Source organism: Corallococcus sp. AB011P (genome assembly GCF_003611605.1).
In the GTDB taxonomy this organism is placed as follows: Bacteria; Myxococcota; Myxococcia; order Myxococcales; family Myxococcaceae; genus Corallococcus; species Corallococcus coralloides.
In genome coordinates this window covers 92,137-118,019 of sequence record NZ_RAVX01000011.1, presented here as the reverse complement: position 1 = coordinate 118,019, position 25,883 = coordinate 92,137, and the positions used below count along the sequence as shown (strand labels likewise).

Below are 25,883 nucleotides of genomic sequence, written 5' to 3'. Positions count from 1 at the left end.
ATCAGGAGAGGCAAATGCTGGACAAGAACGCGATTGGCCGCGCCTCGCCGCCGACGCTCAACGAGGTGGAGAAGGGCGCCATCCGGCGCTTCGCCGAGGCAATCGGCGACTACAATCCCATCTACTACGACGAGGAGTACGCCCGCGCCTCGGGCTACCCCACCATCGTCGCACCGCCCACGTTCCCCGCGTCGTTCCATTCCGCCGCGGACCTCCGTGAGCTGCTGGGGGTGGGCATCAAGAGCCTGCTGCACGCCGAGCAGGGCTTCGACTACGAGCGGCCCATCTTCGCGGGGGACCGCATCTACGTGTCCACCCGCGTGTCGGACGTCTTCGAGCGGCCGGGCATGTCCGGCAAGATGGACATCGCGGTCATCGAGGACGAAGGCCGGGACGAAGAGGGCAACCTCGTCTTCCGCGCCCGCCGGACCCTCGTGGTGCGTGCCGCCAAGGAGAACGCCTGATGCCCGCGCGCAAGCTCTACTTCGAATCCATCCGCGTCGGTGACGAGCTGCCGGCGCTGGCCAAGGCCCCGGTGGACCGCGTCCAGCTGTCGCGCTACGCGGGCGCCTCCGGCGACTACAACCCCGTGCACGTGGACGAGCTCTACGCCAAGAGCGTGGGCATGCCGTCCGTCTACGCCCCCGGCATGCTCGTCATGGGCATGTTGGGCCAGCTCATCAGCGACTGGGCCCGCGGCGGCCAGCTGCGGCGCTACAACGTCCGCTTCATCAAGATGGTGTGGCCGGGCGACACCGTGGTCTGCAAGGGCCGCGTGAGCGACCGCCACGGCTCCGGCGGCCGGTACTTCGTCGAAATCGACCTCTGGGCGGAGAACCAGAAGGGCGAGCTCGTCATGAAGGGCGGCTCGCAGATCCAGCTCTTCTACTCCCTGGAGGACGAGAACCGGCAGCGCTCCGGCCAGTCCCCCATCGTGGTGGAGGTGCCCCGCGAGAGCCTGGTCGTCCCGGCGCCCGCCACCCCGGAGGCCGCCACCAACGCCCCGCCGCCCGCTGCCCCGGAACGCGACCGGGACGAAGACGACGAGGACGATGACGAGGAGGCGGGCGAGCCCCGCACCGGCGCCTCGTCCAAGAAGACCGCCCCCCGGGAGAAGCCGGCCGCCAAGACGGCGTCCCTCCCGGCCGCGAAGAAGGCCAAGAAGTAGGCTTTCCAGGGGCGTTCCAAGGCGAATTCCCGCGTTCGAGAAGGGCGGCTTCGACCGCTCGTCAACGCGGGGTGTCATCTTGGGTTGACTCAAAAATCAGTCGACGCCACACTTCCTGCGTCACATGGGCCGCTGACCCTTACTTTTTCCCGCCCTGCGGGAAGCAGGCAGGCAGCGAGCCCCTACGCAGGAGTGGCCATGTCCGCCGGCATCAACACCTACAAGACCGACCTTCGAGAGATCTTCTTCACGCTGTTCGAGCAGTTCGGCTTCGGCCAGGTGGCGGGCACGGCCCCCTATGACGCCTGGGGCCCGGACGAGGCGAAGGCGGTCCTCACGGAGACGTACCGCTTCGCGCGCGAGGTGCTGGGGCCCCTCAACTCGGTGGGCGACCGCGAGGGCTGCCGGGTGGAGAACGGCTCGGTCTTCACGCCCAAGGGCTTCAAGGACGCGTGGGGCAAGCTCTACGAGCAGGGCTTCAAGACGGTGGCGGTGAGCCCCGACCACGGCGGCCAGGGCGCGCCGATGATGCTCCAGGTGACGGTGGAGGAGATCCTCTCCGGCGCCAACACGGCCTTCAACATGTACCCGGGCCTGGCGTTCGGCGCGGCCGAAGTTGTCGCCGAGTGCGGGACGCCCGAGCAGCAGAAGCAGTTCGTGGAGCGCATGCTCAACGGCACGTGGGGCGGCACCATGTGCCTCACCGAGCCGCACGCCGGCTCCGACGTGGGCGCCGCCAAGTCCACCGCGAAGCGCAACGCGGACGGCACCTACAGCATCAAGGGCACGAAGATCTTCATCTCCGGCGGCGACCATGACATGGCCGGGAACATCATCCACCTGGTGCTCGCGCGCATTGACGGCGCGCCGGTGGGCACCAAGGGCCTGTCGCTGTTCATCGTCCCCAAGCTGCGCATCAACGCGGACGGTTCCTCCGGCCAGTCCAACGACGTCACCGTGGCGTCCATCGAGCACAAGATGGGCATCAACGGCTCCGCCACGTGTGTCCTCAACTTCGGTGAGAACGACGGCTGTCTGGGCGAGCTCGTGGGCACGGTCGAGCACGTGGGCATGAGCCAGATGTTCAAGATGATGAACGGCGCGCGCATCGCCGTGGGCATCCAGGGCGTGAGCCTGGCGTCGGCCGCGTACTACAACGCGCTCGACTACGCGAAGGACCGCAAGCAGGGCTCCCACTTCACCAAGTGGAAGGACCCGTCCGCGCCGCGCGCCTCCATCATCGAGCACCCGGACGTCCGCCGCATGCTGCTGGACATCAAGGCGCACGTGGAGGGCATCCGCGCGCTGGTCATCAAGCTGGCCATGCACCTGGACAAGGCGAAGCAGCTGGCGGGCAAGGACGACGACGCGGCCACCTACCACAAGGGCCAGGTGGAGGTGCTGACGCCGCTGGTGAAGTCCTACGGCTCCGACCAGGCCTTCCGCCTCTGCGCGCAGGCCATCCAGGTGTACGGCGGCGCCGGCTACATCCAGGACTACCCGGTGGAGCAGTACACGCGCGACTCGAAGATCTTCTCCATCTACGAGGGCACCAACCACATCCAGGCCATGGACCTCGTTGGCCGCAAGATGGGCCAGGCGGGCGGCGCGCACTTCCAGCAGTTCATGGGCGACGTGGGCAGCTTCGTGGAAGCGCACCGCGAGCACCCGGTGCTGGGCGAGGCCGTGAAGACGCTGGCCGGCGCGCAGGAAGGCCTGATGTCCAGCGCGATGGCGCTGTTCGGCTGGTCGCAGGACGCGGGCCGCTTCCCGCTCATCCCCCTGTCCGCCAACCGCTTCCTCAACATGATGTCGGAAGTCGCCGTGGGCTGGCTGCTGCTGGACGCGGCCGTCATCGCGGAGAAGGCCGCCGCCAACGTGGCCGCCGACCACCCGGACAAGGCGTTCTACGAGGGCAAGAAGTTCAGCGCCCTGTGGTACGCGCGCAACGTGCTGCCCAACGTGGAGTACGCCGCGCGCCTCATCGCCACCGAGGACACGTCCCCGATGGACATCACCGACGCGGCGTTCGGCGGCGTCTGAAGCGGCGTCTGAAGTCCTGAAATGAAGAAGGCCCTCCGGCACGTGACGCGCCGGGGGGCCTTTTCCTTTTCGGGCCTGAGCCTGGTTGCTTTAGCGCACGCCGACTAGTCGCCTTCGCGCACGCCGATGGCGAGCTGCGCGAGGCCGGCCTTCTTCGCCAGCTCCATCACCTGCACCACGGTGCCGTGGGGGACGCCTTCGTCCGCCTGAACAATCACCACGGTGTCGGGGTTCTGGTTCTTCGCGTTGTCGAAGGCCTGCTTCAGCTCCGCCTCCGCGACGACGTTGCCCGCGAGCACGAAGCGGCCGTCCGCCAGCACCGCCACGGACAGGTCGGTGGTGCGCGCGGTGACGTCCGCGGCGCCGCCCTTGGGCAGGTTCACCTTGAGGCCCGCCTTGGCGCCGCCGCCCGGGCCCTGCTGGGTGATGACCGAGCTGGTCACCATGAAGATGATGAGCAGCACGAGCATCACGTCCGTCAGCGGCGTGATGTTGATCTCCGCGAAGCCCGCGCCCTCCACCTCGTCGTCGCCCGAGCCGGGCGTCTTTCCCATGGCCATGGTGGGCGTGTCTCCTTACGAGGCGGGCTGCGGATCCGGGCGGGCAGCCGGGGGCGTGGCGCTCTCACGCGGGGGCGGCGTGGCGTCCGGCAGCGGGCCGCCGGCCGAGCGCTCCTTGAGCACCTCCGCGAACTCGTCGCCCAGGAGGCGCAGCTCCACCAGCACGCGGGACAGCCGGGCCTGGAAGTAGTTGTAGAAGACCATCGCCTGCACGGCGACGAGGATGCCCACGGCGGTGGCGACGAGCGCTTCGGAGATGCCCGTCATCACGGCCGCGGAGCCGCCGGTGCCACCGGCCTCCACGTCCACGCCCAGGTCCTTGAAGGAGCGCATGATGCCGGCCACGGTGCCGAAGAGGCCCACGAAGGGCGTCGTCGAACCGATGGTGGCGAGCAGCCACAGGTTGCGCCGCAGCTTGAGCCCCACCTGGGCGCGCTCGCGCTCAACGGCGGACTCGATGCCGTTGCCGCCAGTGGAGCGGGAGCGCTCCCAGCGGTCGAACCCGGCGAGGAAGATGTCGGCCGCCACGGCGTCGGAGCGCTCGGCGGCGGTGCGGGCGGCGGCCATGTCACCCCGGAGGAGGTGCTTCTGGACGATCTCCCCCAGGTTGCGGGAGCGCTCGCTCACGCCCCAGAGGGCGATGAGCCGCTCGATGGCCACGCCCAGGGCCACCACGGAGGCGCCCAGGAGGAGGGCGAGGGTGACGCCGCCCAGGCGAAGGTAATGAAGTAGATCGTTCAGGCTCATGATGGATGACCGGGCAGGCGGCCCTGGCTCACACTAGGACATATGAACCGCGCAGCCGCCGCAATCTTCCTGGTCCTCCTCTGTTCGGCCTGCCCCAAACGTCTCGAGTTCGGTCCGGAGGGCCGCATCGAGGATGCCCAGACGCTCTACCAGCACGTGCGCGAGCGGCAGGCGAAGGTGGTGACCCTGGAGGGTGACGCCAAGCTGCACGTCGACTCGCCCCAGGGCAGTGGAACGCTCTCCACCTATCTCTCCATCACCCGCCCGGCCCTCATCCACCTGGAGACGTACGACTTCTTCAACCGCCCGGTGGCCTCGCTCGTGTCCGATGGCGAGCGCTTCGGCATCTACCAGGCGCGGGAGAACACGTACCTCCAGGGCCCCGCGAGCGCGGAGAACGTGTCCCGCTTCCTGCCTGTCGTCCTGCCGAGCGAGGAGCTGGTGGCGGTGATGCTGGGGCAGGTCCCCCTCCTGCCGCCGGAGTCCATGACCCTGGAGCTGGACGAGAAGGAGCGGGTGTACGTGCTCAAGCTCCAGCGGGGACCGGCGACGCAGACACTGCGCGTGGATCCCAAGCACCTGCGCGTGGTGAAGAGCGAGGTCCGGGGCGTGCCGGGCTACGACCTGGCGTTCGAGGACTTCCAGCAGCGGGGCGACCAGTTCTTCCCGGACAAGGTGCACCTCATCGCCGCCACGGCGGACACCCGGCTGGACCTGAAGTACACGGACATCCGCCTCAACGGCCGCCCGGACCTGACCCTCTACGAGCTGGGCGCGCCCGAGGGGGCGAAGGTGGTGGACGTCGACGCGCGGGGCCAGGAGGTCCGCTCGGAGGGGGCGGTGTCTCAGCCGCCCCCCGCGCCGGGTTCCTGAGCTTCCAGGCGTCGAAAGGCAGCGTCCCGGCGCAAACCGGGTACTATGGCGCGCACGACATGGCACAGATCAAGCTTGGAGAACTGCTGATCAAGGCGAACGTCCTGCAGGAGAGCCAGCTCAAGGCGGCGCTCGCCGAGCAGGCCAAGTGGGGCGGGAAGCTGGGCGAGATCCTCGTCCGGATGAACCTCGTCTCCGAGGACATCCTCGTGCGCGCCTTGTCGAAGCAGCTGGGCATGCCGGCGGTGAACCTGGACTCCGTGCAGATGGTGCCGCCGCACGTGAAGGCCAAGATTCCGGCGCAGACGGCGCGCGACTTCTCCGTGGTGCCGCTGCAACTGCGCGACGACGGCAAGACGCTGGTCGTCGCCATGTCGGACCCGCTCAACGTGCGTGTGCTGGACGAGCTGCGGGCCCTGTCCAAGTGCCGCATCGTGGCCAACGTGGCGGGGCGCACCTCCGTGGCGCGGGCGTTCGCGCGCCTCTACGAGGAGACGGCGGAGCTGGAGGACGCGGACACCAACTTCAAGGTGGTGGACGCGCAGGGCCGCACCGTCGTGAAGAACCTCAAGGACCTGGACCCGGCCGCCGCCGTCGCCATGTCCCCCAAGCCCGCCGCCGCTCCGCCTCCCCGCCAGGCCCCCCCGCCGGAGCCGCCTCGCGCGGCCTCTGGCAGCCCCGCGGAGCTGCTCAAGAGCGTGGAGGAGGTCCAGCGCAAGGAGGTCGCGGCGCTGAAGGCCATGGTGGAGCTGCTCATCGAGAAGGGCGTTTTCTCCCGCGAGGAATACCTCGCCAAGGTCAAGCGGTAGCCCCCGGCCATGCGCAAGAAGATTGGTGAACTCCTCGTCCAGGCCGGAGTGGTGACGGACGAGCAGGTGAAGCAGGCCCTCGCGTCCGGACGGCGCGGCCAGGGCCGCAAGCTGGGTGAGGTGCTGGTGTCCATGGGCCTGTGCACGGGCCGGGACATCGCGAAGGCGCTGGCGGCGCAGCACGAGCTGCCGTTCGTGGAGCTCCCCGAGTACATCCCGCATGCGGTGTCCTCGCTGGTGTCCATGGACTTCCAGAGCGAGCACCGGGTGCTCCTCTTCGCTTCGGAGCAGGACGGCCGCAGTGAGAAGATCCACGTCGCGGTGGAAGACCCGGGCAACCTGATGCTGGTGGATGAGCTGCGCTTCCAGCTGCGCAAGCCGCTCAAGGTGTTCGTCGCCTCGTCGGACGACCTGGAGCAGGCACTGGCGAGAGGCCGGGGCGAGCCCCTGGACATCGTGGAGGCTGAACCGATGGACATGGACGAAGACGATTCGCCGGACATCCTGCCGTCGCCGCCGCCCCCCCCGGCCGCCGCGCGTGCGCCCACGCCGCCGCGTCCGCCCGCGCCGCCGACGCTGGACTGGGACCTGCCGCCGCCGCCGCCGCACGAGGGCGACGCGTCCGCCGACGGCGCGGAGGTGCTGGAGGACATCCTGGGCTCCACGCCCCGTCCCAAGGTCCCCAAGGCCCCGCGTCCGCCGCCTCCGCCCGCCGCGGCCCGTCCGCCGGCCCCGCCTCCGCCCCCCGCGGAGCCGGAGGACCCGAGCAAGCCGCGCGTGCCGGTGGTGCTCTTCGGCGGCGCCGCGCAGGGCGTGAAGCCGTCCGTGGCGCTCACGCCCAAGCCGGACTTCTCCGAGGAGGACCTGGCGGTGCTGGACGACATCGACCGCATCTCGCGCGGTGAAGAGGCCAGCCTGGACACGGAGAAGGTGAAGCCCGCGCGCATGGTCGCGAGCCTCATCCGCCTGCTCATCCGCAAGGGGCTCATCCAGGAGGCGGAGTTCCTGGAGGAGCTGGCCCAGAAGTGACCGGCGTCGCGCCGGCCCCGCTCCTGGACGTGCGGGGGCTCGTCACCCAGCTGTCGCTCCCGCGAGGCACGGTGCGCGCGGTGGACGGCGTGTCCTTCGCCGTTCCTCCCGGCGGCACGCTGGGGGTGGTGGGGGAGAGCGGCTGCGGCAAGAGCCTGACGGCGCTGTCGGTGATGCGGCTCGTTCCTCAGCCTCCGGGCCGCGTGGTGGGCGGCGAGGTGCGCTTCCGGGGCGAGGACCTGCTGGCCCTGCCGGAGAAGGAGATGCGGCGCGTGCGCGGCCGGCACGTGGCCATGGTCTTCCAGGAGCCCATGACGTCGCTCAACCCGGTGTTCACCGTGGGCGAGCAGATTGGCGAAGGCGTCCGGCTGCACCTGGGCGCCACCCGTGCGCAGGCGCGTGAGCGCGCGGTGGAGATGCTCCGGCAGGTGGGCATCCCGGCGCCTGGCGAGCGCGCGGACGCGTACCCGCACCAGCTCTCCGGCGGCATGCGCCAGCGCGTGATGATCGCCATGGCGCTCGCGTGCGACCCGGCGCTGCTCATCGCGGACGAGCCCACCACGGCGCTGGACGTCACCATCCAGGCGCAGATCCTGGAGCTGCTCAAGCGCCTGCAGGCCGAACGGAACATGGCGGTGATGCTCATCACCCATGACCTGGGCGTGGTGGCGGGCAGCTGCGACGCGGTGGTGGTGATGTACGCGGGCCGCATCGTGGAGCAGGCCCCGGTGCGCGAGCTGTTCGCGCGGCCCGCGCACCCGTACACGGCGGGCCTGTTGCGCTCCATCCCGTCGCTGCACGACGCGGGCGCGGCGGTGGAGGGCGGGCGCCAGCGCCTGAAGGCCATTCCCGGCATGGTGCCGTCGCTCACCGCGCTGCCGTCCGGGTGCGCGTTCCGCGACCGCTGCGACCGCACCACGGAGCTGTGCGCCCGCGTCACGCCCGTGCTGGAGCCGAAGCGCGGAGTTCAGTCCGCCGCCTGCCATCATCCGGTGCCCGCGCCATGAGCGAACCGCTGGTCCAGGTGCGCGACCTCAAGGTGCACTTCCCGGTGAAGGGCGGCTTGTTGGGCCGCACGCGCGGCACGGTGCGCGCGGTGGACGGCGTGTCCTTCGACGTCGCCCGCGGCGAGACGCTGGGCCTGGTGGGGGAGAGCGGCTGCGGCAAGAGCACGTTGGGCCGCGCGGTGCTGCGGCTCATCGACCCGACATCCGGCTCCATCCGCGTGGCCGGGCGCGAGCTGACCGGCCTGTCGCAGCGCGAGCTGCGGCCGCTACGACGACAGATGCAGCTCGTCTTCCAGGACCCCTACGCGTCGCTCAACCCGCGCATGACGGTGGGGGACATCCTCGCGGAGCCCTTCGCCATCCACGGCCTCGCGAAGGGCAAGGCGCGCGAGGACGAGGTGCTGGCGCTGCTCGACGCCATGGGGCTGCCTCGCGAGGCGCGGCACCGCTACCCGCACGAGTTCTCCGGCGGCCAGCGTCAACGCATCGGCATTGCACGTGCCATCGCGTTGCGTCCGGACCTGGTGGTGGCGGACGAGCCCATCAGCGCGCTGGACGTCTCCATCCAGGCGCAGATCGTCAACCTGCTGGTGGACCTGCAGCGCGAGCGCGGGCTCACGTACGTCTTCATCGCGCACGACCTGAAGATTGTTGAGTACGTGTCCACGCGCGTGGCGGTGATGTACCTGGGCCGCATCGTGGAGGTGGCGCCGTCCCGGTCGCTGTACGCAGGGCCTCGCCATCCGTACACGCAGGCGCTGCTGTCCGCGGTGCCGGTGCCGGATCCGGAGCGTCCCAGCGCGCGGCTGCTGCTGCCGGGAGAGCCGCCTTCGCCCCTGTCGCCGCCGACCGGCTGCGCGTTCCATCCGCGCTGCCCGCATGCGATGGAGCGCTGCCGCCGCGAGTCACCCCCGCTGTATCCCCTGGGTGGAGGCCACGCCGCGGCGTGCTTCCTGGCCGAAGGGGATTCGCGCAACGTGCAGGACGGGCCCGCTGTTTCCGCGTCCGGAGGAGGTGCCGGTGTTCTGGCTCAGCCATCATCACCCGGATGAGTACAACCGCACGTACGTGCTCGCGGGCGTGCGCGTGTGCGCGCGGTGCCTGGGCACGTATCCGGTGCTCGCCGCCGTGTTCCTCGGACTGTTCGCGCTGAAGGCGCCGCTCAGGTGGGAGTGGGACGTGCCGGTGGTGCTGGCGCTCACGCTGCCCGCGCTCGTGGACTGGGCGGTGGGACGCTTCCGGCCCGCTTCGGGTTCCAACGCGGTTCGTACGCTGACGGGCATCCTGTTGGGAGTGGGGCTCGGCCGCTCGCTGTACGTGCATGTGCAGCGCCCGTTACCGGCGGTGCTGCTGGCGCAGGCACTTCTGGTGACAGGGGTGGCGGTCCCTGTCATTCTCGCCACTTACCGGCGGCCACGGCCGGAATAGACCTTTCGCGCACGGCTGTCCGTTACAGGCCTTGGGCGGTGAAGGGGATGGCACCCGTGGCTTCATGGGCACTGGGGGAAGTTTGGCACCCGAAACCTCAGACGAGCAGCTGATGCTCGCCTTCCAGGCGGGAAACGCGCGTGCGTTCGATGCGTTGGTGCGCAAGCACCGCGCGCCGGTGTTCAACTTCATCCTGCGCTTCGTGGGCCACAGGGCGCGGGCGGAGGACGTGCTGCAGGAGACCTGGCTCAAGGTGGTCCGCAGCGCCCGGGAATACGAGCCCAAGGCCCGGTTCACGACCTGGCTGTACACCATCGCGAGGAACCTCTGCGTGGACAGCACGCGCAAAGAGAGCTACCGCCAGACGACGTCCCTGGAAGCCCCCTCGGCGGGTGCCGACGGCGACGAGGGACGTCCGCTGGGCGAGGGGCTGCCGGATGCCGGGGCCAGCCCGGAGCGGGGCGCGCACAACGCCCGCCTCCGGCCCCTGTTGGAGCGGGCCCTGTCGGCCCTGCCGGAGGAGCAGCGCGAGGTGTTCGTGCTGCGCGAGTACAGCGGCATCCCGTTCAAGGAGATCGCCGAGGTGACGGGCGTGTCCGAGAACACGGTGAAGAGCCGCATGCGCTACGCGTTGGAGGGCCTGCGCCGCCGCCTGGGTGAGCTGGGCGTGGACGGCGACCTGTCGGAGGATGGAAGGACGGTGGCGGGATGAATGCCCAGAATGCCCACGCGCACGAGGACCGGCTCCTCGACTTCGCCTACGGCGAGCTGCCCGCGTCGGAGGCCCACGCACTGGAGCAGCACGTCCAGGGCTGTGCGCGCTGCACGAAGGCGCTGGCGGACATCCGCGGCGTGCGCACCACCATGGCGCAGCTGTCGTCGGAGCCCGCGCCGGACGCGGGCCTGGAGTCGCTGCTCGCGTACGCGCAGCAGTCCGCGCGCCGCGCCGCCGCCGGCCCCGAGCCGAAGCCCTCGCGCTGGCGCCGCTTCCTGCTGCCCGCGGTGGGCCTGGCTACGGTGGGTACCTTCGGCCTCCTGACGTTGACGGTGAGCGAGAACATCGATCTGGCGCCAAACCTGTCGCAGCGGGAGGCCCCCAGCCCGATGTTGGCGGCGAAGCAGGAATCGCAGACGCGGGACAAGCGCGCCCCGGCCGCGATGGCCCCCGCGCCTTCGAGCGCGACCCTCGAAGTGGACGTGCCCGAAGGTGCCTCGGACGCACTGGCGGCCGCGCCGAGCGAGATGGAGCTCCAGAAGAACCAGGTGGAGGCCAAGGTGCAGCGCAAGGGCACCGCCGCGGCCCGTCCGTCGGACTGGATGAACGCGGGCAGCGGTGGCGCGCTGCTGGAGCGCCGCGCGGACGCCGAGGCTCCCAAGAAGAAGATGTCCAAGGCCGTCCGGGACGCGGACGGCGAGTTCGCCGCGCTCGAGCAGGCGACGGCCGGGGCGGTCATGCCGGAGGCGCCTCCGAAGGAAGAGGCGGCCAACGACGGCTACGTCGCGAAGGATGAACCCGCGCGACGGCGCTCCTCGGGCAAGCTCAGCGACAAGGCCATGGGCTCGGCGGGCGCCTCCCTGCGGCTGGGTGAGGCGGCCTATGGCCGTGGGCTCGCCTCGGACGACGACGAGAGCGTCGCCGCGGGTGCGCCTCCGCCGCCTCCTTCCGTGGCCTCCGCGCCCGTGGTCCAGGCCGCGCCCATGGCCCCCTCCGCCGTGGGCTCCCTCGGAGGTGCGACGCCTCCGTCCACGCCCCCGGCGCCTTCGACCGCCATGCCCAAGCGGGAGTCCGCCCGCGCGGAGGCCTCGAAGCCGGCGCCCATGGAGAAGTCCGCCTCCAAGGAGGCGATGACGGCGCGCGACCTGTCCGCCCAGGCCCAGGCCGCCGCGAACCAGGGTGACCGCGCCCGGGAGGCCCAGCTGCTGCGCGCCGCGCTCGCGGCCGGAGCCAGCGGCAGCGAGCGGGTGGCCCTGCTCTCACGGCTCTGCGAGTCGGAGTCCGTCCAGGGCCGGACCCAGGAGGCCGCCGCCGTCTGCGGGCAGATCCTCACGGAGGCCCCCGGCTCCAGCGCGGCGCAGCTGGCCCAGCGCCGCCTGCGTCAGGCCGCGCCCCCCACGGCTCCGGCGTCTGCTCCGGCCAAGGCCGCCCCTTCCCAGCCCGCCCAGTAGGGGAGGGCGGCAGTCCACATGACCGATGCGTCCGGGGCCCGGGTCCTGGATAATGGGGACATGACGTCGGACGTGCACGCTCCCCCCGTGAACAGCCCCCGGAAGTCACCGCCGCGCTCCCCGCGCCGGGCCCGCCGTGGCCAGGCCATGGTGGAGTACTCGATGATCAACTGGGTGTTGATCGTCGGGCTCGTCATCGGCGCCACGGTGAAGATCCGCTGGACGGACGACCGGCAGACCAACGTCATCGACCTGTTCCTCGAGGCGTACCAGATCTATTACGACTCGTTTTACTTCGTGCTGAACCTGCCGTTCCCCTGAGGGACGCAAAGGCCGCGGATCAACTCGCTGCGTCGAGCCGTCCTCCCCCTTGGGCGGGCAGGCTCCGTGAGCTCCGGAGGTCCCGGGATTCCGCTTTGTCGCGAGAGGTGGTTTTGACACCTGCTCTGGGGCATGGCTAACATCTTGCCTCGTTCGCGCCCTGGCATTGCCCCCTCGTCCAAAGCAGTCCTGCCGCCACGACGGCGCCCCACCGTTCTGGAGGACTTTGAACCATGTTGAAGGGTAAGACCCCACTCGTCGTCGCACTGGTGCTCGGTTTGCTCGCGGGCATCGTGGCCTACTCGGCCATCAAGAAGAAGGAATCGGATGTGCGCCGCGGGTGGAACCTGGTGCCCGTGGTGGTGGCGGGCCAGGACATGCCCGAGGGTTCGGTCATCACGTACGAGATGATCTCCCAGCGCTCCGTGCCGGAGCAGTTCGTCACCTCGTCGGTGGTGAAGCCGGACTCCGCCAACTACATCGTGAACCAGAAGGTGCTGGTGGCGCTGCAGGCCGGCGACCCCATCCTCTGGAGCCAGTTCGAGACGACGAAGGCCGCCGAGCGCCTGTCCACGAAGGTGCAGAAGAAGGCGCGCGCCATCACCATCGAGGCGAAGCAGACCACGTCCGTGGGCGGGTGGATCCGCCCGAACGACCACGTGGACATCATCGGCACGTTCCGCGATCCGCAGACGGACGAGAGCGTCGCGGTGACGCTGCTGCAGAACATCATCGTGGTCGCCACGGGCAAGATCACCGGCACCACGAACATCAACCTCATCCCGGAGAACCAGCGCGAGTACTCCAACGTCTCGCTGATGGTGCTGCCGGAAGAGGCGGAGATCCTGGTGCTGGCGGCGGAGCTGGGGCAGCTGACCCTGTCCCTGCGCAACGAGGACGACGTGGACCTCATCGAGGAACGCGGCCGCGCCACCATCAGCACGCTGCTCTCCGGTGAGCGCACCCGCGTGCTGGAGCAGAAGCGCCGGGAGATCATCCAGATCATCAAGGGCAGCGGCGGCGGCGAGAAGGCCTCGGCCGGCTCTCCGTAGTTCCGCGCGCGGGGCCGCTTCGTTCAAGGCTGAAGCGGCCCTGCCGACCCCTCCCTCATCCCCCGGGGATTCGCGCCCATGCTCGCAGGTATCGTCCTCCTTCTCGTCACCGGCTCGGTGTTCTTCTTCAGCCTGGTGATCTTCAGCGTCCTGTCGAAGGCGTATGAGCAGTACCAGGAGCGGTACGTCGCCAAGTCGATGAACGACTTGAGCGACATGTTCCTCTTCATCGACCCGCGGCAGATGTTGATCCTCAACATCGCCTGCATGTGCCTCCTGGGCATCCTCAGCTACATCATCTTCAACCCCATCCTGGCGGTGCTCGCGACCATCTTCGGCTTCTTCCTGCCGATGCTGCTCGTGAAGCACTACCGCAAGCGCCGCATCAAGAAGTTCAACGTGCAGTTGGTGGACGCGCTGCAGGCCATGGCCAACGCGTTCAAGGCGGGCCTCACGTTCCCCCAGGCCATCGAGCACGTGGCGCGCGAAGCGATGCCGCCCCTGTCCCAGGAGTTCGGCCTCTTCGTGAAGGAAGTGAAGCTGGGCGTGCCGCTGGAGGAGGCGCTCATCAACATGGGCCGCCGCGTGGGCAGCGACGACCTGGAGCTGGTGGTGGTGTCCACCAACATCGCGCGCCAGCTGGGCGGCAACATGGCGGAGATGTTCGAGACCATCTCCACGGTGATCCGCGAGCGCTTCCGTCTGGAAGGCAAGATCGACGCGCTGACGTCCCAGGGCAAGCTTCAAGGGTGGATCGTCGCGGCCATGCCGGCGGTGCTCGGCCTGGTGCTCAACTACATGCGTCCGGACCTGATGGAGCCGATGATGAACCACATCTTCGGCTACATCCTGGTGACCATCATCGCCATCATGGAGATCATGGGCATCCTCATCATCCGGCGCATCGTCAACATCGACATCTGAAACGAGGCGCACCGTGCAGGAAGTCCTGACATTTCTGCTGATGGGCGGCTCGGCACTGCTGACCGCGGGCGCGGTGGCGTTCCTGGGCATCGGCCTGTACTCCAACCTCCTGGAGCGCTTCCTCACGGAAGTCCGCGACGAGTCCGCGGGCGGCATGAAGGGCGCGGGCTCCGTCGCCATCCGCAAGCTGGGCGCGATGAACCGGCGCTTCATGTGGCCGGGCTACGAGTCCAAGACGCGCCGCAAGCTGATCAAGGCGGGCGAGCCGTCCCAGTACAAGCCCGAGGACATCATGGCGCTGCAGGAGATCAGCGCCTTCTTCGGCCTGCTGGTCGGCCTGTTCGTCGTCAACGGCCTCGGGTCGAACCTGGCCTGGTCGCTGCTGGTGATGCTGCTGGGCCTGTTCTATCCGCTCATCTGGTTGAACGATCAGGTGAAGCGCCGGCACCTGGCCATCAGCCGCGCGCTTCCGTACAACCTGGACCTGCTGACGCTGTCGGTGGAAGCGGGCATGGACTTCACGGGTGCTCTGGCGAAGGTGGTGGAGAAGGGCCGCCAGGGTCCGCTGCGTGAAGAGCTGCAGCTGGTGCTCAAGCAGCTCAAGATGGGCAAGACGCGTGAAGAGGGGCTCAAGAGCATGATCGTGCGTGTGGACCTGCCGTCCCTGACGACGTTCGTCACGGCGCTGATCCAGGCGGACAAGATGGGCACGAGCCTGGGCAAGGTGCTGCGCATCCAGTCCACGCAGATGCGCATCGACCGCACGCAGCGCGCGGAGAAGCTGGCGGGCGAGGCACCGGTGAAGATGCTCTTCCCGCTCATCGCCTGCATCTTCCCGACGGTGTTCATGGTGCTCTTCGGGCCCATCGTGTTCCAGTTCATGTTCGGCAACGTCGGGGGCTAGTCCTCTGCCCATCCTGCTCACCATCACCCAGGGGCTCCAGGTTGGACGGGAGCTCGCCTTCGAGCAGGCCGAAGTGAAGATCGGCCGGACCTCGGAGAACGACCTGGTGCTGCATGACCACGGTGTCTCCCGGCGTCATGCCCGCATCACGGCCAGGGATGGGCGCTACTTCGCGGAGGACGTTGGCAGCGCGAACGGCACGCAGCTGAACGGCCAGCCGCTGGGCGGCGAGAAGCAGCTGCGCGACGGCGACCGCATCACCGTGGGGCCGGTGGAGTTCACCTTCGTGTGGGTGCCGCCGGAGGATGACAACGACGTCACCCGGCCCATCCGGCGGGTGCTCGCGCCGCCCCACGCGAGGGTGTCGCCGCAGGGCGTGGAGCAGGCCTCGCTCGCGGAGATCGAAGCGGCGCCCACGAGCTACCAGCAGTCGATGCCGGCCATGGCCCGGCCTGCATCCCTACCGCGCCCGGGAATGGCCGTGCCCGCCGCGAAGGGTGGGGCGACCCCGGCGATGCCGCTGCCCGCGGCCGCTACACCGAAGCGGCCCTCCGCTCCGGATCTTCCTGCGGTCAGTGCCTCGGTGCCAGGCGCGGCTGCACCGGTCCGGACTCCTCCGGGGCCTCCTGTGCTGGGGGCCTCCGCGCCGGGTGCGGCGACTTCGCTCAAGCCTCCCGCCGGGCCTCCAGTGCTGGGTGCCTCCGCGTCCGCTGCTTCGGGCAAGGTTCCCGCCGGACCTCCAGTGCTGGGGGCCTCCGCGTCCGCTGCTTCGGGCAAGGTTCCCGCCGGGCCTCCTGTGCTGGGGGCCTCCGCGTCCGCTGCTTCGGGCAAGGTTCCCGCCGGGCCTCCTGTGCTGGGAGCCTCCGCGTCCGCTGCTTCGGGCAAGGTTCCCGCCGCACCTCCCGTGTCGGGGCCTTCGGCGCCGGGTGCTCCGGCCAAGGCTCCTGCTGGCCCCCCGGTGCTGAGCGCCTCGGCGGCGAACAAGGCTTCGGGCGCTTCCGCCTCCGTCCGGGCCTCCGGGCCGGGACTGTCAGCGGTCGGTGCCTCGGGACCGGGCCGGTCGTCCGCGCCGGAGGCTGCCCCGGCGCCCTCGCACCCCACGGCGATCGAGCTTCCCGCGGCCGGAACTCCTGCCCCGACGGCGGCCTCCGCTCCGGAGAAGGTCGCGGCAGTTCCCGTTGAACCAGCGGCTCCCGCGAAGCGGCACGCCGTCGCGAACCTGCCCGGTGTCGGTGCGCCCGCGCTGAACCGTCCCTCGCTGGGGCTTGGCGCCGCGCGCGCGTCCACTGCTCCGGCGGCCCGGGGGGCCGCGGCTTCCGCGCCCGGCCTGCCGTTGATGTCGCCGCCGGGGCTGATGGCTCCGCCGCCTCCAGCACGGCCTTCCGTCGCACCGCCTCCCGTGGGCTTGGCCCCCATGGTGCCGGACGAACCCGAGGAGCGCACGCTGATGGCGATTCCCACGGCGGCCGCACCCGAGCCCGCCGCCGCGCCGCCTCCCGTGCTGCCCTTCCCGGAGCTGGACGAGCCCGAGGAGCGCACGCTGATGGCGATCTCCACGGTGGGCTCGCCCAATCCCGCCGCCGCGCCGCCTCCCGTGCTGCCCTTCCCGGAGCTGGACGAGCCCGAGGAGCGCACGCTGATGGCGATCTCCACGGTGGGCTCGCCCAATCCCGCCGCCGTGCCGCCTCCCGTGCTGCCCTTCCCGGAGCTGGACGAGCCCGAGGAGCGCACGCTGATGGCGATTCCGGCGGCCCCGGAAGCGCCGCCCCTGGAAGTGGCGCCGCCGCAGCAGGAGGCCTCGCCCGCGCTGCCTCCGCCGGCGATGGAGGAGCCCGAGGAGCGGACGCTCCTCGAACTCCGGCCCATCACCCCGGTCAGTCCGCTCGTGGCCCCGCCGGTCCGCGTCGTGAGCGCGCCCGCCGCCGCGATCGACTCCAGCGAGCCCTCGACCTTCGTCGGCCAGGACGATGATTTCTCCGCGGCCCCCGAGGAGACTCGGGCCTCGGGGACCTTCACGGGCCAGGTCGCGCCCGGGCCCGCCGCACCGGCCGTGGCGCCTCCTCCGGCCTGGATCCCCCCCGGCCCGCCGCCGGGCGAATCCCCACTGGCCCGCGTACCCGCTCCGGACGTGGAGGGTGACGCCACCCTGCCCGTGCCCGCCGACCTGGAGGACTCCGTCGCCCAGCCCGTGCCCAACGGCCCGGTGACGGTCGTCGCGAAGGTCGAGCCCTCGTCCGCCGCCGACAAGGCCCGCAAGCGGCGTCAGCTGGGCAAGTCGCTCCAGGGCCGGTTCCTCCTCTTCTGGCAGCGCCAGTCGCTGCCCAAGCGCATCGGCTTCGCGTCGCTGGCGGTCGTGGCCATGCTGGGCGTGGTGACGCTGCTCGTAGCGCTCGCGGCCCCCACGGCCATCCGGCTCCCGGGCCGCGAACCCTTCAAGCTGGGCATGGAGCCGGTGACGGACTCCTTCGGCCTGGGCGACGGTGTGCGCTGGGTCCACGCCGACGACAAGCTCTTCGACTTCCGCTTCGTGTCCCCCACGCGCGCGGTGGCGGTGCTGCACTACCAGGCCAGCGGCATCGCCCGGGACGAGGTCAACCTGTCCCTCAACGGCGTATCCCTGGGCTGGGTGCCCCCGGACACTGCGCAGACGGCCGAGCGCGAGCTGGAGCAGGTCCTCCCGCCCAGCCTCCTGCGGCGCAACGCCAACAACCAGCTCCTCTTCGACAACGCCCTCAACCCGCCCGGCCGCGACCCGTGGCGCATCTGGAACCTGCGGCTGGAGGTCATCCCGGTGCCGGAGCTGCCGCCGGATCAGCTGGTCTCCTCCGCCCGGGAGGCCGCGAAGGCGGGGGCCCGCTTCTACGAGCTCAAGGACGTGGGCGCGGAGAACCTGTTCAAGGCGTGGCGGGAGTACCGCGCCGCGTGGATCACCCTGGAAGCGCTGGACGAAAAGCCGGAGCTTTACGAGGACGTCCGGGAGCGGATCGCCCAGATTTCAACGGAGCTGGACCACCGCTGCAGCCAGCTGATGATGCAGTTCCAGCGGGCGGTTCAGTTCCGCAGCCGACGGGATGCGGTCGCGACCCTGGAAGACGTACGGAGACGCTTCCCTACGGCCGAGCATCGCTGCCACAATCTCGCGCAGGAAAAAGCCTATGAGCACGAGCTTTAGGGCCCGTGCCCCCCTCAGCAGGACGCGGTGACCTCCATGTCGAACGCACCTCCCCCCGCCCGCCGACGGCCTACATCCGGTACGCCCTCCTCGGGGACTGGTTCGCGCGCGCCGGTCCGCCGGTCGACCGCCGGTGCCGCCGCGGCCCGCCCCGCGAAGCTCGTCGTCGTCGCCGGCCCCATGGAGGGCGAGGAGTTCGCGCTCTCCGAGCTCGAGTACACGGTCGGCCGCGCCACCGACAACCCCATCTGCATCCAGGACACGTCCGTCTCGCGCAAGCACGTGACGCTGCGCAAGGAGTCCGCCGGCTGGATGGTCAGTGACATGGGCTCCGGCAACGGAACCATCGTCAACGGCGAGCCCATCTCCGAGGAGACGCTCCTCGCCAACGGCGACGTCATCACGCTGGGTGACTCGGAGCTGCGCTACGAGGACACCGCCAACAGCACCGCGAAGGTGCAGGCCCCCACCGGCCCCCGGCCCCGTCCGTCCACGGCGGCGGGCCGCGGTCCCACGGCCGTGCCCCCGCGTCCCGCCCGGGAGGGCCGCGCGCGCCCGCAGACGTCGCGCGCCGCTGCCGCCGCGGAGCTCACTCCGGAGGCGCAGCGCAAGCGCATGCGGATGAAGCTCGCGGGCGTCGCCGTGCTGGTGGTGCTCTTCGCGGGCCTGGGCGTCGTGCGCTCGCGCATGCGGCAACAGGCGGAGGAGCAGGGCCGCATCGAGGCGGAGCAGCGCAACTACCGCGAGCAGCTGGGCGGCCTCTTCCAGGATGCCAAGAACCTGGTGCGCGAGGGCCAGTGGCAGCAGGCCAAGGCGAAGCTGGAGGAGCTCCACGCCCAGGCGCCGGACTACCCCGGCGTGGCGGACTACCTGAAGGCCGCGGAGCGGGAGATCCCCAACCAGAACCACCTGGGCACGGCCCAGGCGGCGCTGGACAAGGGCGAGCTGGCCAGCGCGAAGGCGTCCATCGAGAAGGTGACCAGCGACACCCAGCTCTACGAGCAGCTGAAGACGGCGCGCAGGAACCTGACGGACGCCGCCGACAAGCGCACGAAGGAGGCCAAGGGGCTGCTGGACTCCCGCCAGCTGGAGAACGTGCAGAAGGCCAAGGCCATCACCGACGACGTGCTCGCGACCTTCCCCGAGCACCGCGACGGCAAGCTCGTCAACGACGACGCCGTGCGCGTCATCGCGGACCTGACGCGTCCGGACCCCGTGCGTGTGGCCGCGGTGCCCAAGCCGTGGGAGCCCGCGGTGGACCGCTTCCGCGACGCTGACATCACCGGCGCGGTGGCCATCCTCAACGCGTGCTCGGCCAAGACGCCCCAGTGCAAGCAGCTGATGGGGCAGATGACGGAGTTCGGCAACCTCTACAAGAAGCTGGAGGACCTGGACGCCAAGGGCCTCACCCGCCTGCTCGCGCTGGACAAGGACATCACCGACGGGCGCACGAGCAAGATGGCGCGCAACGCGGGCACCCGCGCGGGGAACATCTATTACAAGAGCGCCGCGGGCGCGAAGGCCGCCGGCCAGTGGTCGCGCGCCATGGAGTTCGCCCGCCGCGCGCTCCAGGCGGACCCCAGCCACACGGGCGCCGCCAACATCGTCAACGACCTCAAGGCCAAGGCGAAGGACCTGTACATGCAGGCCTACTCCATCAAGGACTCCAGCCCGGAGGACGCGCTGCCCAAGTTCCGCGACGTCGTCGCGATGACGCCGCCCGACGACGAGCTGCACGGCAAGGCCCAGGGCTGGGTCGAGAAGCTGTCGCGATGAAGAAGCGCAAGGGGCTGGAGCCGCCCCCGGCCGAGACGCCGGGGCAGGGCGACCTGTTCGGCACGTCGCTGCTCCCCCCCTTGCGTCCCGCGCCGGCGAAGGCCGCCAGTGGAGGCAAGCCGCCCGCGGCCCCGCCCACCGCGCCGGCGGCCGAAGTCGCTCCGCCGCCCCCGGCCGCCGTCACCCCGCCGCCGCGCCCGGAGCGCACGGTGTTGTCGGTGGGCGAGCTCACCCGGCAGATCAAGCAGACGGTGGAGTCGCGCTTCCCGCGCGTGCTGGTGCGCGGCGAGGTGTCCAGCTTCCGCGGCGCCAACGCGCGCGGCCACTGGTACTTCACGCTCAAGGACGCGGACGCCTCCATCGACGCGAAGGTGTGGGCGTCCATGGCGGGGCGGATCCGCTTCGCGCTGCGCGACGGCATGGAGGTGGTGGCCGAGGGCAGCGTGGACCTGTACGAGCCGCAGGGCCGCTACAGCCTCATCGTGTCCCGGCTGGAGCCGGTGGGCGAGGGTGCGCTGGCGCTCGCGTTCGAGCAGCTCAAGCAGCGGCTGGCGGCGGAGGGGCTCATTGGCGACCGGCGCGTGCGGCCGCCCCGGCCCGTGCCGTTCCTGCCCCGGCGCATCGGCGTCGTCACCAGCCGCACCGGCGCGGCGCTCCAGGACTTCCTGCGCGTGCTGCACTCGCGCAACCCCCGGCTGGGCGTGCTGCTGGCGGACGCGCGCGTGCAGGGCGAGGGCGCCGCGGAGGACGTGGCGCGGGCCATCGAGCGGCTTTCGCGCACCGACGTGGACGTCATCGTCGTGACGCGCGGCGGAGGCTCCGTGGAGGACCTCTGGACGTTCAACGAGGAGCGGGTGGCGCGCGCCATCTTCGCCTCGCCGGTGCCGGTGGTGTCCGCCATCGGCCACGAAATCGACTTCACCATCTCGGACTTCGTCGCGGACCTGCGCGCGCCCACGCCCAGCGCGGCGGCGGAGCGGCTGGCCCCGGTTCTCGCCGACCTGGAGCTGACGCTGGCCACGCAGTCTGGCCGGCTGCGCCGGGCCATGGAGCGGCGGGTGCTGGAGCTGCGCGGGCGCCAGGGCCAGCTTCGCGCGCGGCTGCCGGACCCTCGCCGCGAGGTGAACCACCAGCGCCTGCACCTGTCCGAACAGGTGGAGGCGATGATGCGCGTGCTGCGCCCCCGCACGCGCGAGCACCGGGAGACGCTGCGCGCCCTTCAGGAGCGGCTGCAGCGGGCGCGGCCCCAGACGCGGTTGTCGGAGCAGCGGGCGCACCTGCTCAAGCTGGCCATGCGCCTGTCGGAGGCGGCGCGCGCGGGAGTCACCCGGCGGCGGGGCGCGCTGGCGGACGCGCGGCTGGGGCTGGAGCGGCAATCCCCCACGGCGCGGGTGGCGGCCGAGCGGGCGAAGGTGGCCCAGGCGCGCTCGCGGCTCCTGGAGCTGCAGCGGGGCATGTTGGCCTCCGCGCAGACGCACTTCGGACGGTTGGGGGGCCGCCTGGACGCCCTGAGCCCCCTGAAGGTGATGTCTCGCGGCTACGCGGTGACGTTCCGCCAGCGGGACGGCGTCGTGGTGCGCTCCATGGCGGACGTGGTGGTGGGGGACGTGCTGGGCATCAAGCTGGCGGCCCACGGGGCGAAAACCCTGGGAGGGTGTGAAGAAATCGAAGCGACCGTTACCAGCCTGAAAGGCCCGGTGGACTGCTAGCGGGCCACCCTCTACATTCCGCGCCCCGCTCGGGGAGAGGTGGATGGCCGTGGCGAAGTCGGACAAGAACCCCAAGGTGGAGCCTGCCCCGGAGCAGTACGGGGACGTGGTGTCGCGCCTGGAAGAGACAGTGGCGCGGCTGGAAGGCGGCGACCTGTCACTGGAAGAGTCGCTCAAGGCGTTCGAGGAGGGCATCCGCCTCGTCCGCCGGGGCGAGAAGCTGCTCACGGAGGCCGAGCAGCGAATCGAGCAGCTGCTGGTGGACGAGGACGGCCAGGACGTGGTGGCGCCGCTGGCGGTGGCGGCCCGTCCCGCTCCCCAGGCTGCCCCCCGGACGACCGCGCAGGCGCGTCCGCCACCGGAGGACGATGTCCCGTTCTAGGCATCAGGGGAAGGGCGGAGGCCGGGCATGTCGAAGCCGAAGATTACGATTGTCGATGACGACCGCGACACGCGTGAGCTGCTCGCCGAGGCCCTGGGGGCCGAGGGGTTCGAGGTCACGTCCGCGGCCAATGGCCTGCGGCTCGTCGCGTCGCTCGAGCTGCACCGGCCGCACGCCATCCTCCTGGACGTGAACATGTCCTGGATCAACGGCTTCGAGCTGTGTCAGGCCGTGAAGCAGAACAAGCAGTTCCGGGACATCCCCATCATCTTCATCAGCGGGCGGGGAGACCCGGAGGACAAGCGGCGCGGCATGGAGGTCGGCGCGGCCGACTACTTCGTGAAGCCGCTGGAGCTGGACGCGCTCGTCAAGCGCATCCGCGAACTCATCCCCGCTGACGTGGCGAAGGAGCCCTGACGCCGATGGCCGCTTTCAACCTGGAACCCTTCATGCGCACGCATCAGTCGCGAGTGGAGGCGCTCCTGCTCGAACGCGCGGACCGCCTGGGTCCCGAGGGCACACCGCCGCGGCTGGCGGAGGCCATGCGCTACTCGCTGCTCGCGGGCGGCAAGCGCCTGCGCCCGGTGCTGTGCCTGGCCTTCGCGGACGCGGTGGCGAAGGCGAGCACCGACAACGCCGTGGTGGCGGACGCGGCGTGCGCGCTGGAGTACGTGCACACCTATTCGCTGGTGCACGACGACCTGCCCTGCCTGGACAACGACGACCTGCGCCGGGGCCTGCCCACGAGCCACAAGGTCTACGGCGAACCGCTGGCGCTGCTGGCCGGAGACGGCCTGTTGACGGAGGCCTTCCACGTGCTCGCCGGAGGGCCGGAGCCGGTGCGCGGCATCCTGTGCGTGGAGCTGGCGCGCGCGGCGGGCGCGAGCGGGATGGTGGGCGGGCAGGTGCTGGACATCGCGGCGGACCGGACCGCGACGCTGGACTACCTCCTGCGGCTGCACCGGATGAAGACGGGCGCGCTCATCCTCGCGGCGTGCCGGATGGGCGTCCTGGCTGCCGGGGGCGACGCGGCGGCGCTCGTGAGCGCGGTGACGTACGGTGAAGCGGTGGGCCTGGCCTTCCAGATCGCCGACGACGTGCTGGACGTGACCTCCAGCGCGGAGGCCATGGGCAAGCCGGTGGGCGCGGACGCGGAGGCCGGGCGCTTCACCTTCCCGGCGGTGGTGGGGCTGGACGAGTCGCGCCGCATGGCCGATGAGCTGGTGGCCCGGGCGGAGGCGGCGGTGCGCCCACTGGAGGGCGTGGACGGTCCGCTGGCGGCGCTGGCGCGCTACACGGTGGAGCGGAAGTCCTGATGGCGGACGTGCTGTCTGGTGTCGCGTCTCCCGCGGATGTGCGCGCGCTCCCCGAGGACGCGCTGCCCGGCCTGTGCGAGGAGCTGCGCGAGGCCATCATCACCACGTGTGGCCGCGTGGGCGGCCACCTGGGCGCGTCGCTGGGCGCGGTGGAATTGGTGGTGGCCCTGCACCGCGTCTTCCACACGCCGCAGGACGCGCTCCTCTTCGACGTGGGGCACCAAGCGTACGCGCACAAGCTGCTCACCGGCCGGCGCGACCGCATGCACACGCTGCGGCAGGCGGACGGCATCGCGCCGTTCCTGGATCCGCGGGAGAGCCACCATGACGCGCTGGCGGCCGGGCATGCGTGCACGGCCATCTCCGCTGCGCTGGGCCTGCTCTCCGGCCGGCGGCAGCTGGGCCACTCGGGCCACGTGGTGGCGGTGGTGGGCGACGGCGCGCTCACCGGGGGCCTGAGCTTCGAGGGGCTCAACAACGCGGGGGGCAGCCCGCTGCCGCTCGTGGTGGTGCTCAACGACAACCAGATGTCCATCAGCGCGAACGTGGGCGCCATCCCCGCGCTCCTGCGCACGCGCAACGCCCGCGCCTTCTTCGAGTCGCTGGGCTTCACCTACCTGGGCCCGGTGGACGGGCACGACCTGGGCGCGCTCACGCGGGCGCTGCGCGAGGCGAAGGCGTCATCGCGCCCGGTGGTGGTGCACGCGCTGACGAAGAAGGGGCGGGGCTTTCCGCCCGCGGAGGCCGACGAGCAGACGCGCGGCCACGCGATGGGGCCGTACGAGTGGCGCGACGGCAAGCTGGTGCGCTCGCGCGGGGGACGGCCCACGTACAGCGAGGCCTTCGCCCAGGTGCTGGGTGATGCGCTGGAGCGGGATCCGCGCGTGGTGGCCGTGACGCCCGCGATGCTGGAGGGCAGCGCGCTCACCGGCCTGAAGGCGCGCTTCCCGGACCGCGTGCACGACGTGGGCATCGCGGAGCAGCACGCGGTGACGTTCTGCGCGGGGCTGGCCGCGGCGGGCGCGAAGCCGGTGTGCGTCATCTACTCCACCTTCCTCCAGCGCGCGTACGACCAGATCGTCCACGACGTGTGCCTGCCGGGGTTGCCCGTCGTCTTCGCGGTGGACCGGGCGGGGCTCGTGGGCGCGGACGGCGCCACGCACCAGGGCGCCTACGACGTGTCCTTCCTCCGGCCGCTGCCGGGCCTCACGCAGTGGGCCCCGGTGGTGGGGGAGGACCTGGGGCCCATGCTCGCCACCGCGCTCCAGGCCCCCGGGCCCTCCGTGCTGCGCTTCCCGCGCGGCACGTTGCCGGACCTCCCGCCGGAGCTGGCGCGAACGGAGTCCGAGGTGTCTGTGTCGGGCGCCCGCTGGCTGAAGCGCGTGGCCGGCTCGCGGCTGACGCTGGTGACGCTGGGCCCGCTGGGCCTGTCCGCGCTGGAGGCCGTGCGGAGCGAGCCGGACTGGAGCGTGCTGGACGCGCGCCGGGCGTGGCCCCTGGATGAGGCCGCGCTCCTGGAGGCCGCGGCGGGCGGGCACGTGGTGGTGGCGGAGGAGGGCACCGTGCGGGGCGGCCTGGGCAGCGCGGTGCTGGAGCTGTACGCCGCGTCGGGCGTGTCCCCCCGGGTGACGCTCCTGGGCATGCCGGATGTCTTCCTGCCGCACGGGGACGCGCGGGTGCAGCGCACGCAGCTGGGACTGGACGCGGCGGGCCTGCGGCGCGCGGGCCGTGCGCTGCTGGGAGAGGAGAGCCGGTGAAGCCGAAGAAGGAACGCCTGGACGTGCTGGTCGTGGAGCGCGGGCTCGCCGAGTCGCGCACCAAGGCGCAGGCGCTCATCCTCGCCGGCCAGGTGGTGGTGGCGGACCAGCGCGTGGACAAGCCCGGCTCCCTGGTCCCCGTGGAGGCCGAGCTGCGCCTCAAGGGCGAGGTGCTGCCGTACGTGTCGCGCGGCGGCCTCAAGCTGAAGGCGGCCATGGACCGCTTCGGCCTGGACGTGACGGGCCGCGTGGGCGCGGACATCGGCGCCAGCACCGGCGGCTTCACCGACTGCCTTCTCCAGCACGGCGCGGTGCGGGTGCACGCCATCGACGTGGGCTACGGCCAACTGCACGAGAAGCTGCGCGTGGACCCGCGCGTGCGCTCCCGCGAGCGGGTCAACGCGCGCTACCTCACGGACGAGGACCTGCCGGAGAAGGTGGGCGTGGTCGTCATCGACGTGAGCTTCATCTCGCTCACCCAGGTGCTGCCGTCGGTGCTGCCGTTCCTCTCACCGGGCGGCCTGCTCATCGCCCTGGTGAAGCCCCAGTTCGAGGTGGGGCCGGAGCGGGTGGGCAAGGGCGGCGTGGTGCGCGACCCGGAAGCGCGGCAGGACGCCATCGACACCGTGACGGCGTTCGTGCGCGAGCACGGGCTCAGCGTTCGTGGGGTGATGGACTCACCCGTGCCCGGGCCCGCCGGCAACGTGGAAGCGCTCCTCGTCGCCGACAGGCCCTGAGGG

Annotated in this window: 25 protein-coding genes; 23 read left to right on the top strand and 2 right to left on the bottom strand. The window is 71.1% G+C overall.

Annotated elements, in window-relative coordinates:
• Positions 1-14: 14 nt before the first annotated feature.
• The 3 genes from D7X30_RS25740 (at position 15) to D7X30_RS25730 (ending at position 3,211) form a co-directional block, all read left to right on the top strand.
• Complete coding sequence (locus D7X30_RS25740) at positions 15-464, top strand: MaoC family dehydratase N-terminal domain-containing protein (RefSeq protein WP_014397671.1); 450 nt, start codon at positions 15-17, stop codon at positions 462-464.
• Positions 464-1,168: a MaoC family dehydratase gene (locus tag D7X30_RS25735; RefSeq protein ID WP_120565610.1), complete on the top strand. Its 705-nt coding sequence runs from the start codon at positions 464-466 to the stop codon at positions 1,166-1,168. The genes D7X30_RS25740 and D7X30_RS25735 overlap by 1 nt, the downstream gene beginning before the upstream one ends.
• Before the next feature lie 198 nt (positions 1,169-1,366).
• Positions 1,367-3,211 carry an acyl-CoA dehydrogenase gene (locus D7X30_RS25730; protein WP_120565609.1) on the top strand — a complete coding sequence of 615 codons (1,845 nt, stop codon included), beginning with the start codon at positions 1,367-1,369 and terminating at the stop codon, positions 3,209-3,211.
• Between the two features lie 104 nt (positions 3,212-3,315).
• On the opposite strand, the gene D7X30_RS25725 is transcribed toward D7X30_RS25730, so the two are convergent.
• Positions 3,316-3,771: a biopolymer transporter ExbD gene (locus D7X30_RS25725; protein ID WP_120565608.1), complete on the bottom strand. Its 456-nt coding sequence runs from the start codon at positions 3,769-3,771 to the stop codon at positions 3,316-3,318.
• A 15-nt stretch (positions 3,772-3,786) separates the two neighbouring features.
• The gene (locus D7X30_RS25720) at positions 3,787-4,518 is read right to left on the bottom strand and encodes a MotA/TolQ/ExbB proton channel family protein (protein ID WP_120565607.1); all 732 of its coding nucleotides are present in this window, start codon (positions 4,516-4,518) and stop codon (positions 3,787-3,789) included.
• Positions 4,519-4,560: 42 nt separating this feature from the next.
• On the opposite strand from D7X30_RS25720, the gene D7X30_RS25715 reads away from it, so the two are divergent.
• The 20 genes from D7X30_RS25715 to D7X30_RS25620 all read left to right on the top strand — a co-directional run bounded on the left by D7X30_RS25715 (position 4,561) and on the right by D7X30_RS25620 (position 25,880).
• The gene (locus tag D7X30_RS25715; protein WP_120565606.1) at positions 4,561-5,391 is read left to right on the top strand and encodes a DUF4292 domain-containing protein; all 831 of its coding nucleotides are present in this window, start codon (positions 4,561-4,563) and stop codon (positions 5,389-5,391) included.
• A gap of 59 nt (positions 5,392-5,450) precedes the next feature.
• On the top strand, positions 5,451-6,200 hold the full coding sequence (locus tag D7X30_RS25710; protein WP_120565605.1) for a general secretion pathway protein GspE: 750 nt from the start codon (positions 5,451-5,453) through the stop codon (positions 6,198-6,200).
• 9 nt (positions 6,201-6,209) lie between these two features.
• Positions 6,210-7,229, top strand: coding sequence for a general secretion pathway protein GspE (locus tag D7X30_RS25705; protein ID WP_120565604.1), 1,020 nt, complete (start codon positions 6,210-6,212; stop codon positions 7,227-7,229).
• On the top strand, positions 7,226-8,236 hold the full coding sequence (locus D7X30_RS25700) for an ABC transporter ATP-binding protein (protein ID WP_120565603.1): 1,011 nt from the start codon (positions 7,226-7,228) through the stop codon (positions 8,234-8,236). The genes D7X30_RS25705 and D7X30_RS25700 overlap by 4 nt, the downstream gene beginning before the upstream one ends.
• Positions 8,233-9,288 (top strand): ABC transporter ATP-binding protein, encoded by a 1,056-nt coding sequence (locus tag D7X30_RS25695; protein ID WP_120565602.1) that lies wholly within the window; start codon positions 8,233-8,235, stop codon positions 9,286-9,288. The genes D7X30_RS25700 and D7X30_RS25695 overlap by 4 nt, the downstream gene beginning before the upstream one ends.
• The gene (locus D7X30_RS25690; protein ID WP_120565601.1) at positions 9,257-9,664 is read left to right on the top strand and encodes a DUF2085 domain-containing protein; all 408 of its coding nucleotides are present in this window, start codon (positions 9,257-9,259) and stop codon (positions 9,662-9,664) included. Before D7X30_RS25695 ends, D7X30_RS25690 begins: the two co-directional genes overlap by 32 nt.
• Positions 9,665-9,728: 64 nt before the next feature.
• Positions 9,729-10,376 carry an RNA polymerase sigma factor gene (locus D7X30_RS25685; RefSeq protein ID WP_120565707.1) on the top strand — a complete coding sequence of 216 codons (648 nt, stop codon included), beginning with the start codon at positions 9,729-9,731 and terminating at the stop codon, positions 10,374-10,376.
• Positions 10,373-11,830 (top strand): anti-sigma factor, encoded by a 1,458-nt coding sequence (locus tag D7X30_RS25680; protein WP_120565600.1) that lies wholly within the window; start codon positions 10,373-10,375, stop codon positions 11,828-11,830. Before D7X30_RS25685 ends, D7X30_RS25680 begins: the two co-directional genes overlap by 4 nt.
• Positions 11,831-11,890: 60 nt before the next feature.
• Positions 11,891-12,151, top strand: a complete 261-nt coding sequence (locus D7X30_RS25675) for a hypothetical protein (RefSeq protein WP_120565599.1) — start codon at positions 11,891-11,893, stop codon at positions 12,149-12,151.
• Positions 12,152-12,384: 233 nt separating this feature from the next.
• Positions 12,385-13,203: a Flp pilus assembly protein CpaB gene (gene cpaB, locus D7X30_RS25670; RefSeq protein ID WP_120565598.1), complete on the top strand. Its 819-nt coding sequence runs from the start codon at positions 12,385-12,387 to the stop codon at positions 13,201-13,203.
• Positions 13,204-13,281: 78 nt separating this feature from the next.
• Complete coding sequence (locus D7X30_RS25665; protein ID WP_120565597.1) at positions 13,282-14,127, top strand: type II secretion system F family protein; 846 nt, start codon at positions 13,282-13,284, stop codon at positions 14,125-14,127.
• Positions 14,128-14,140: 13 nt separating this feature from the next.
• Entirely contained in the window at positions 14,141-15,031 is an 891-nt protein-coding gene (locus D7X30_RS25660; RefSeq protein WP_120565596.1) for a type II secretion system F family protein, read from the top strand.
• A 73-nt stretch (positions 15,032-15,104) separates the two neighbouring features.
• Positions 15,105-18,203: an FHA domain-containing protein gene (locus D7X30_RS43050; protein ID WP_233591785.1), complete on the top strand. Its 3,099-nt coding sequence runs from the start codon at positions 15,105-15,107 to the stop codon at positions 18,201-18,203.
• Positions 18,204-18,239: 36 nt separating this feature from the next.
• Positions 18,240-19,979 (top strand): FHA domain-containing protein, encoded by a 1,740-nt coding sequence (locus D7X30_RS25650; RefSeq protein WP_233591784.1) that lies wholly within the window; start codon positions 18,240-18,242, stop codon positions 19,977-19,979.
• Positions 19,976-21,688 carry an exodeoxyribonuclease VII large subunit gene (gene xseA / locus D7X30_RS25645; protein WP_120565594.1) on the top strand — a complete coding sequence of 571 codons (1,713 nt, stop codon included), beginning with the start codon at positions 19,976-19,978 and terminating at the stop codon, positions 21,686-21,688. The genes D7X30_RS25650 and xseA overlap by 4 nt, the downstream gene beginning before the upstream one ends.
• Positions 21,689-21,731: 43 nt before the next feature.
• The gene (gene xseB / locus D7X30_RS25640; RefSeq protein ID WP_120565593.1) at positions 21,732-22,070 is read left to right on the top strand and encodes an exodeoxyribonuclease VII small subunit; all 339 of its coding nucleotides are present in this window, start codon (positions 21,732-21,734) and stop codon (positions 22,068-22,070) included.
• A gap of 27 nt (positions 22,071-22,097) precedes the next feature.
• Positions 22,098-22,487 (top strand): PleD family two-component system response regulator, encoded by a 390-nt coding sequence (locus D7X30_RS25635; RefSeq protein ID WP_120565592.1) that lies wholly within the window; start codon positions 22,098-22,100, stop codon positions 22,485-22,487.
• 5 nt (positions 22,488-22,492) lie between these two features.
• Positions 22,493-23,386, top strand: coding sequence for a polyprenyl synthetase family protein (locus tag D7X30_RS25630; RefSeq protein ID WP_120565591.1), 894 nt, complete (start codon positions 22,493-22,495; stop codon positions 23,384-23,386).
• Positions 23,386-25,143, top strand: a complete 1,758-nt coding sequence (locus D7X30_RS25625) for a 1-deoxy-D-xylulose-5-phosphate synthase (protein ID WP_120565590.1) — start codon at positions 23,386-23,388, stop codon at positions 25,141-25,143. Before D7X30_RS25630 ends, D7X30_RS25625 begins: the two co-directional genes overlap by 1 nt.
• Positions 25,140-25,880 carry a TlyA family RNA methyltransferase gene (locus tag D7X30_RS25620; protein ID WP_120565589.1) on the top strand — a complete coding sequence of 247 codons (741 nt, stop codon included), beginning with the start codon at positions 25,140-25,142 and terminating at the stop codon, positions 25,878-25,880. Before D7X30_RS25625 ends, D7X30_RS25620 begins: the two co-directional genes overlap by 4 nt.
• Positions 25,881-25,883: the final 3 nt, after the last annotated feature.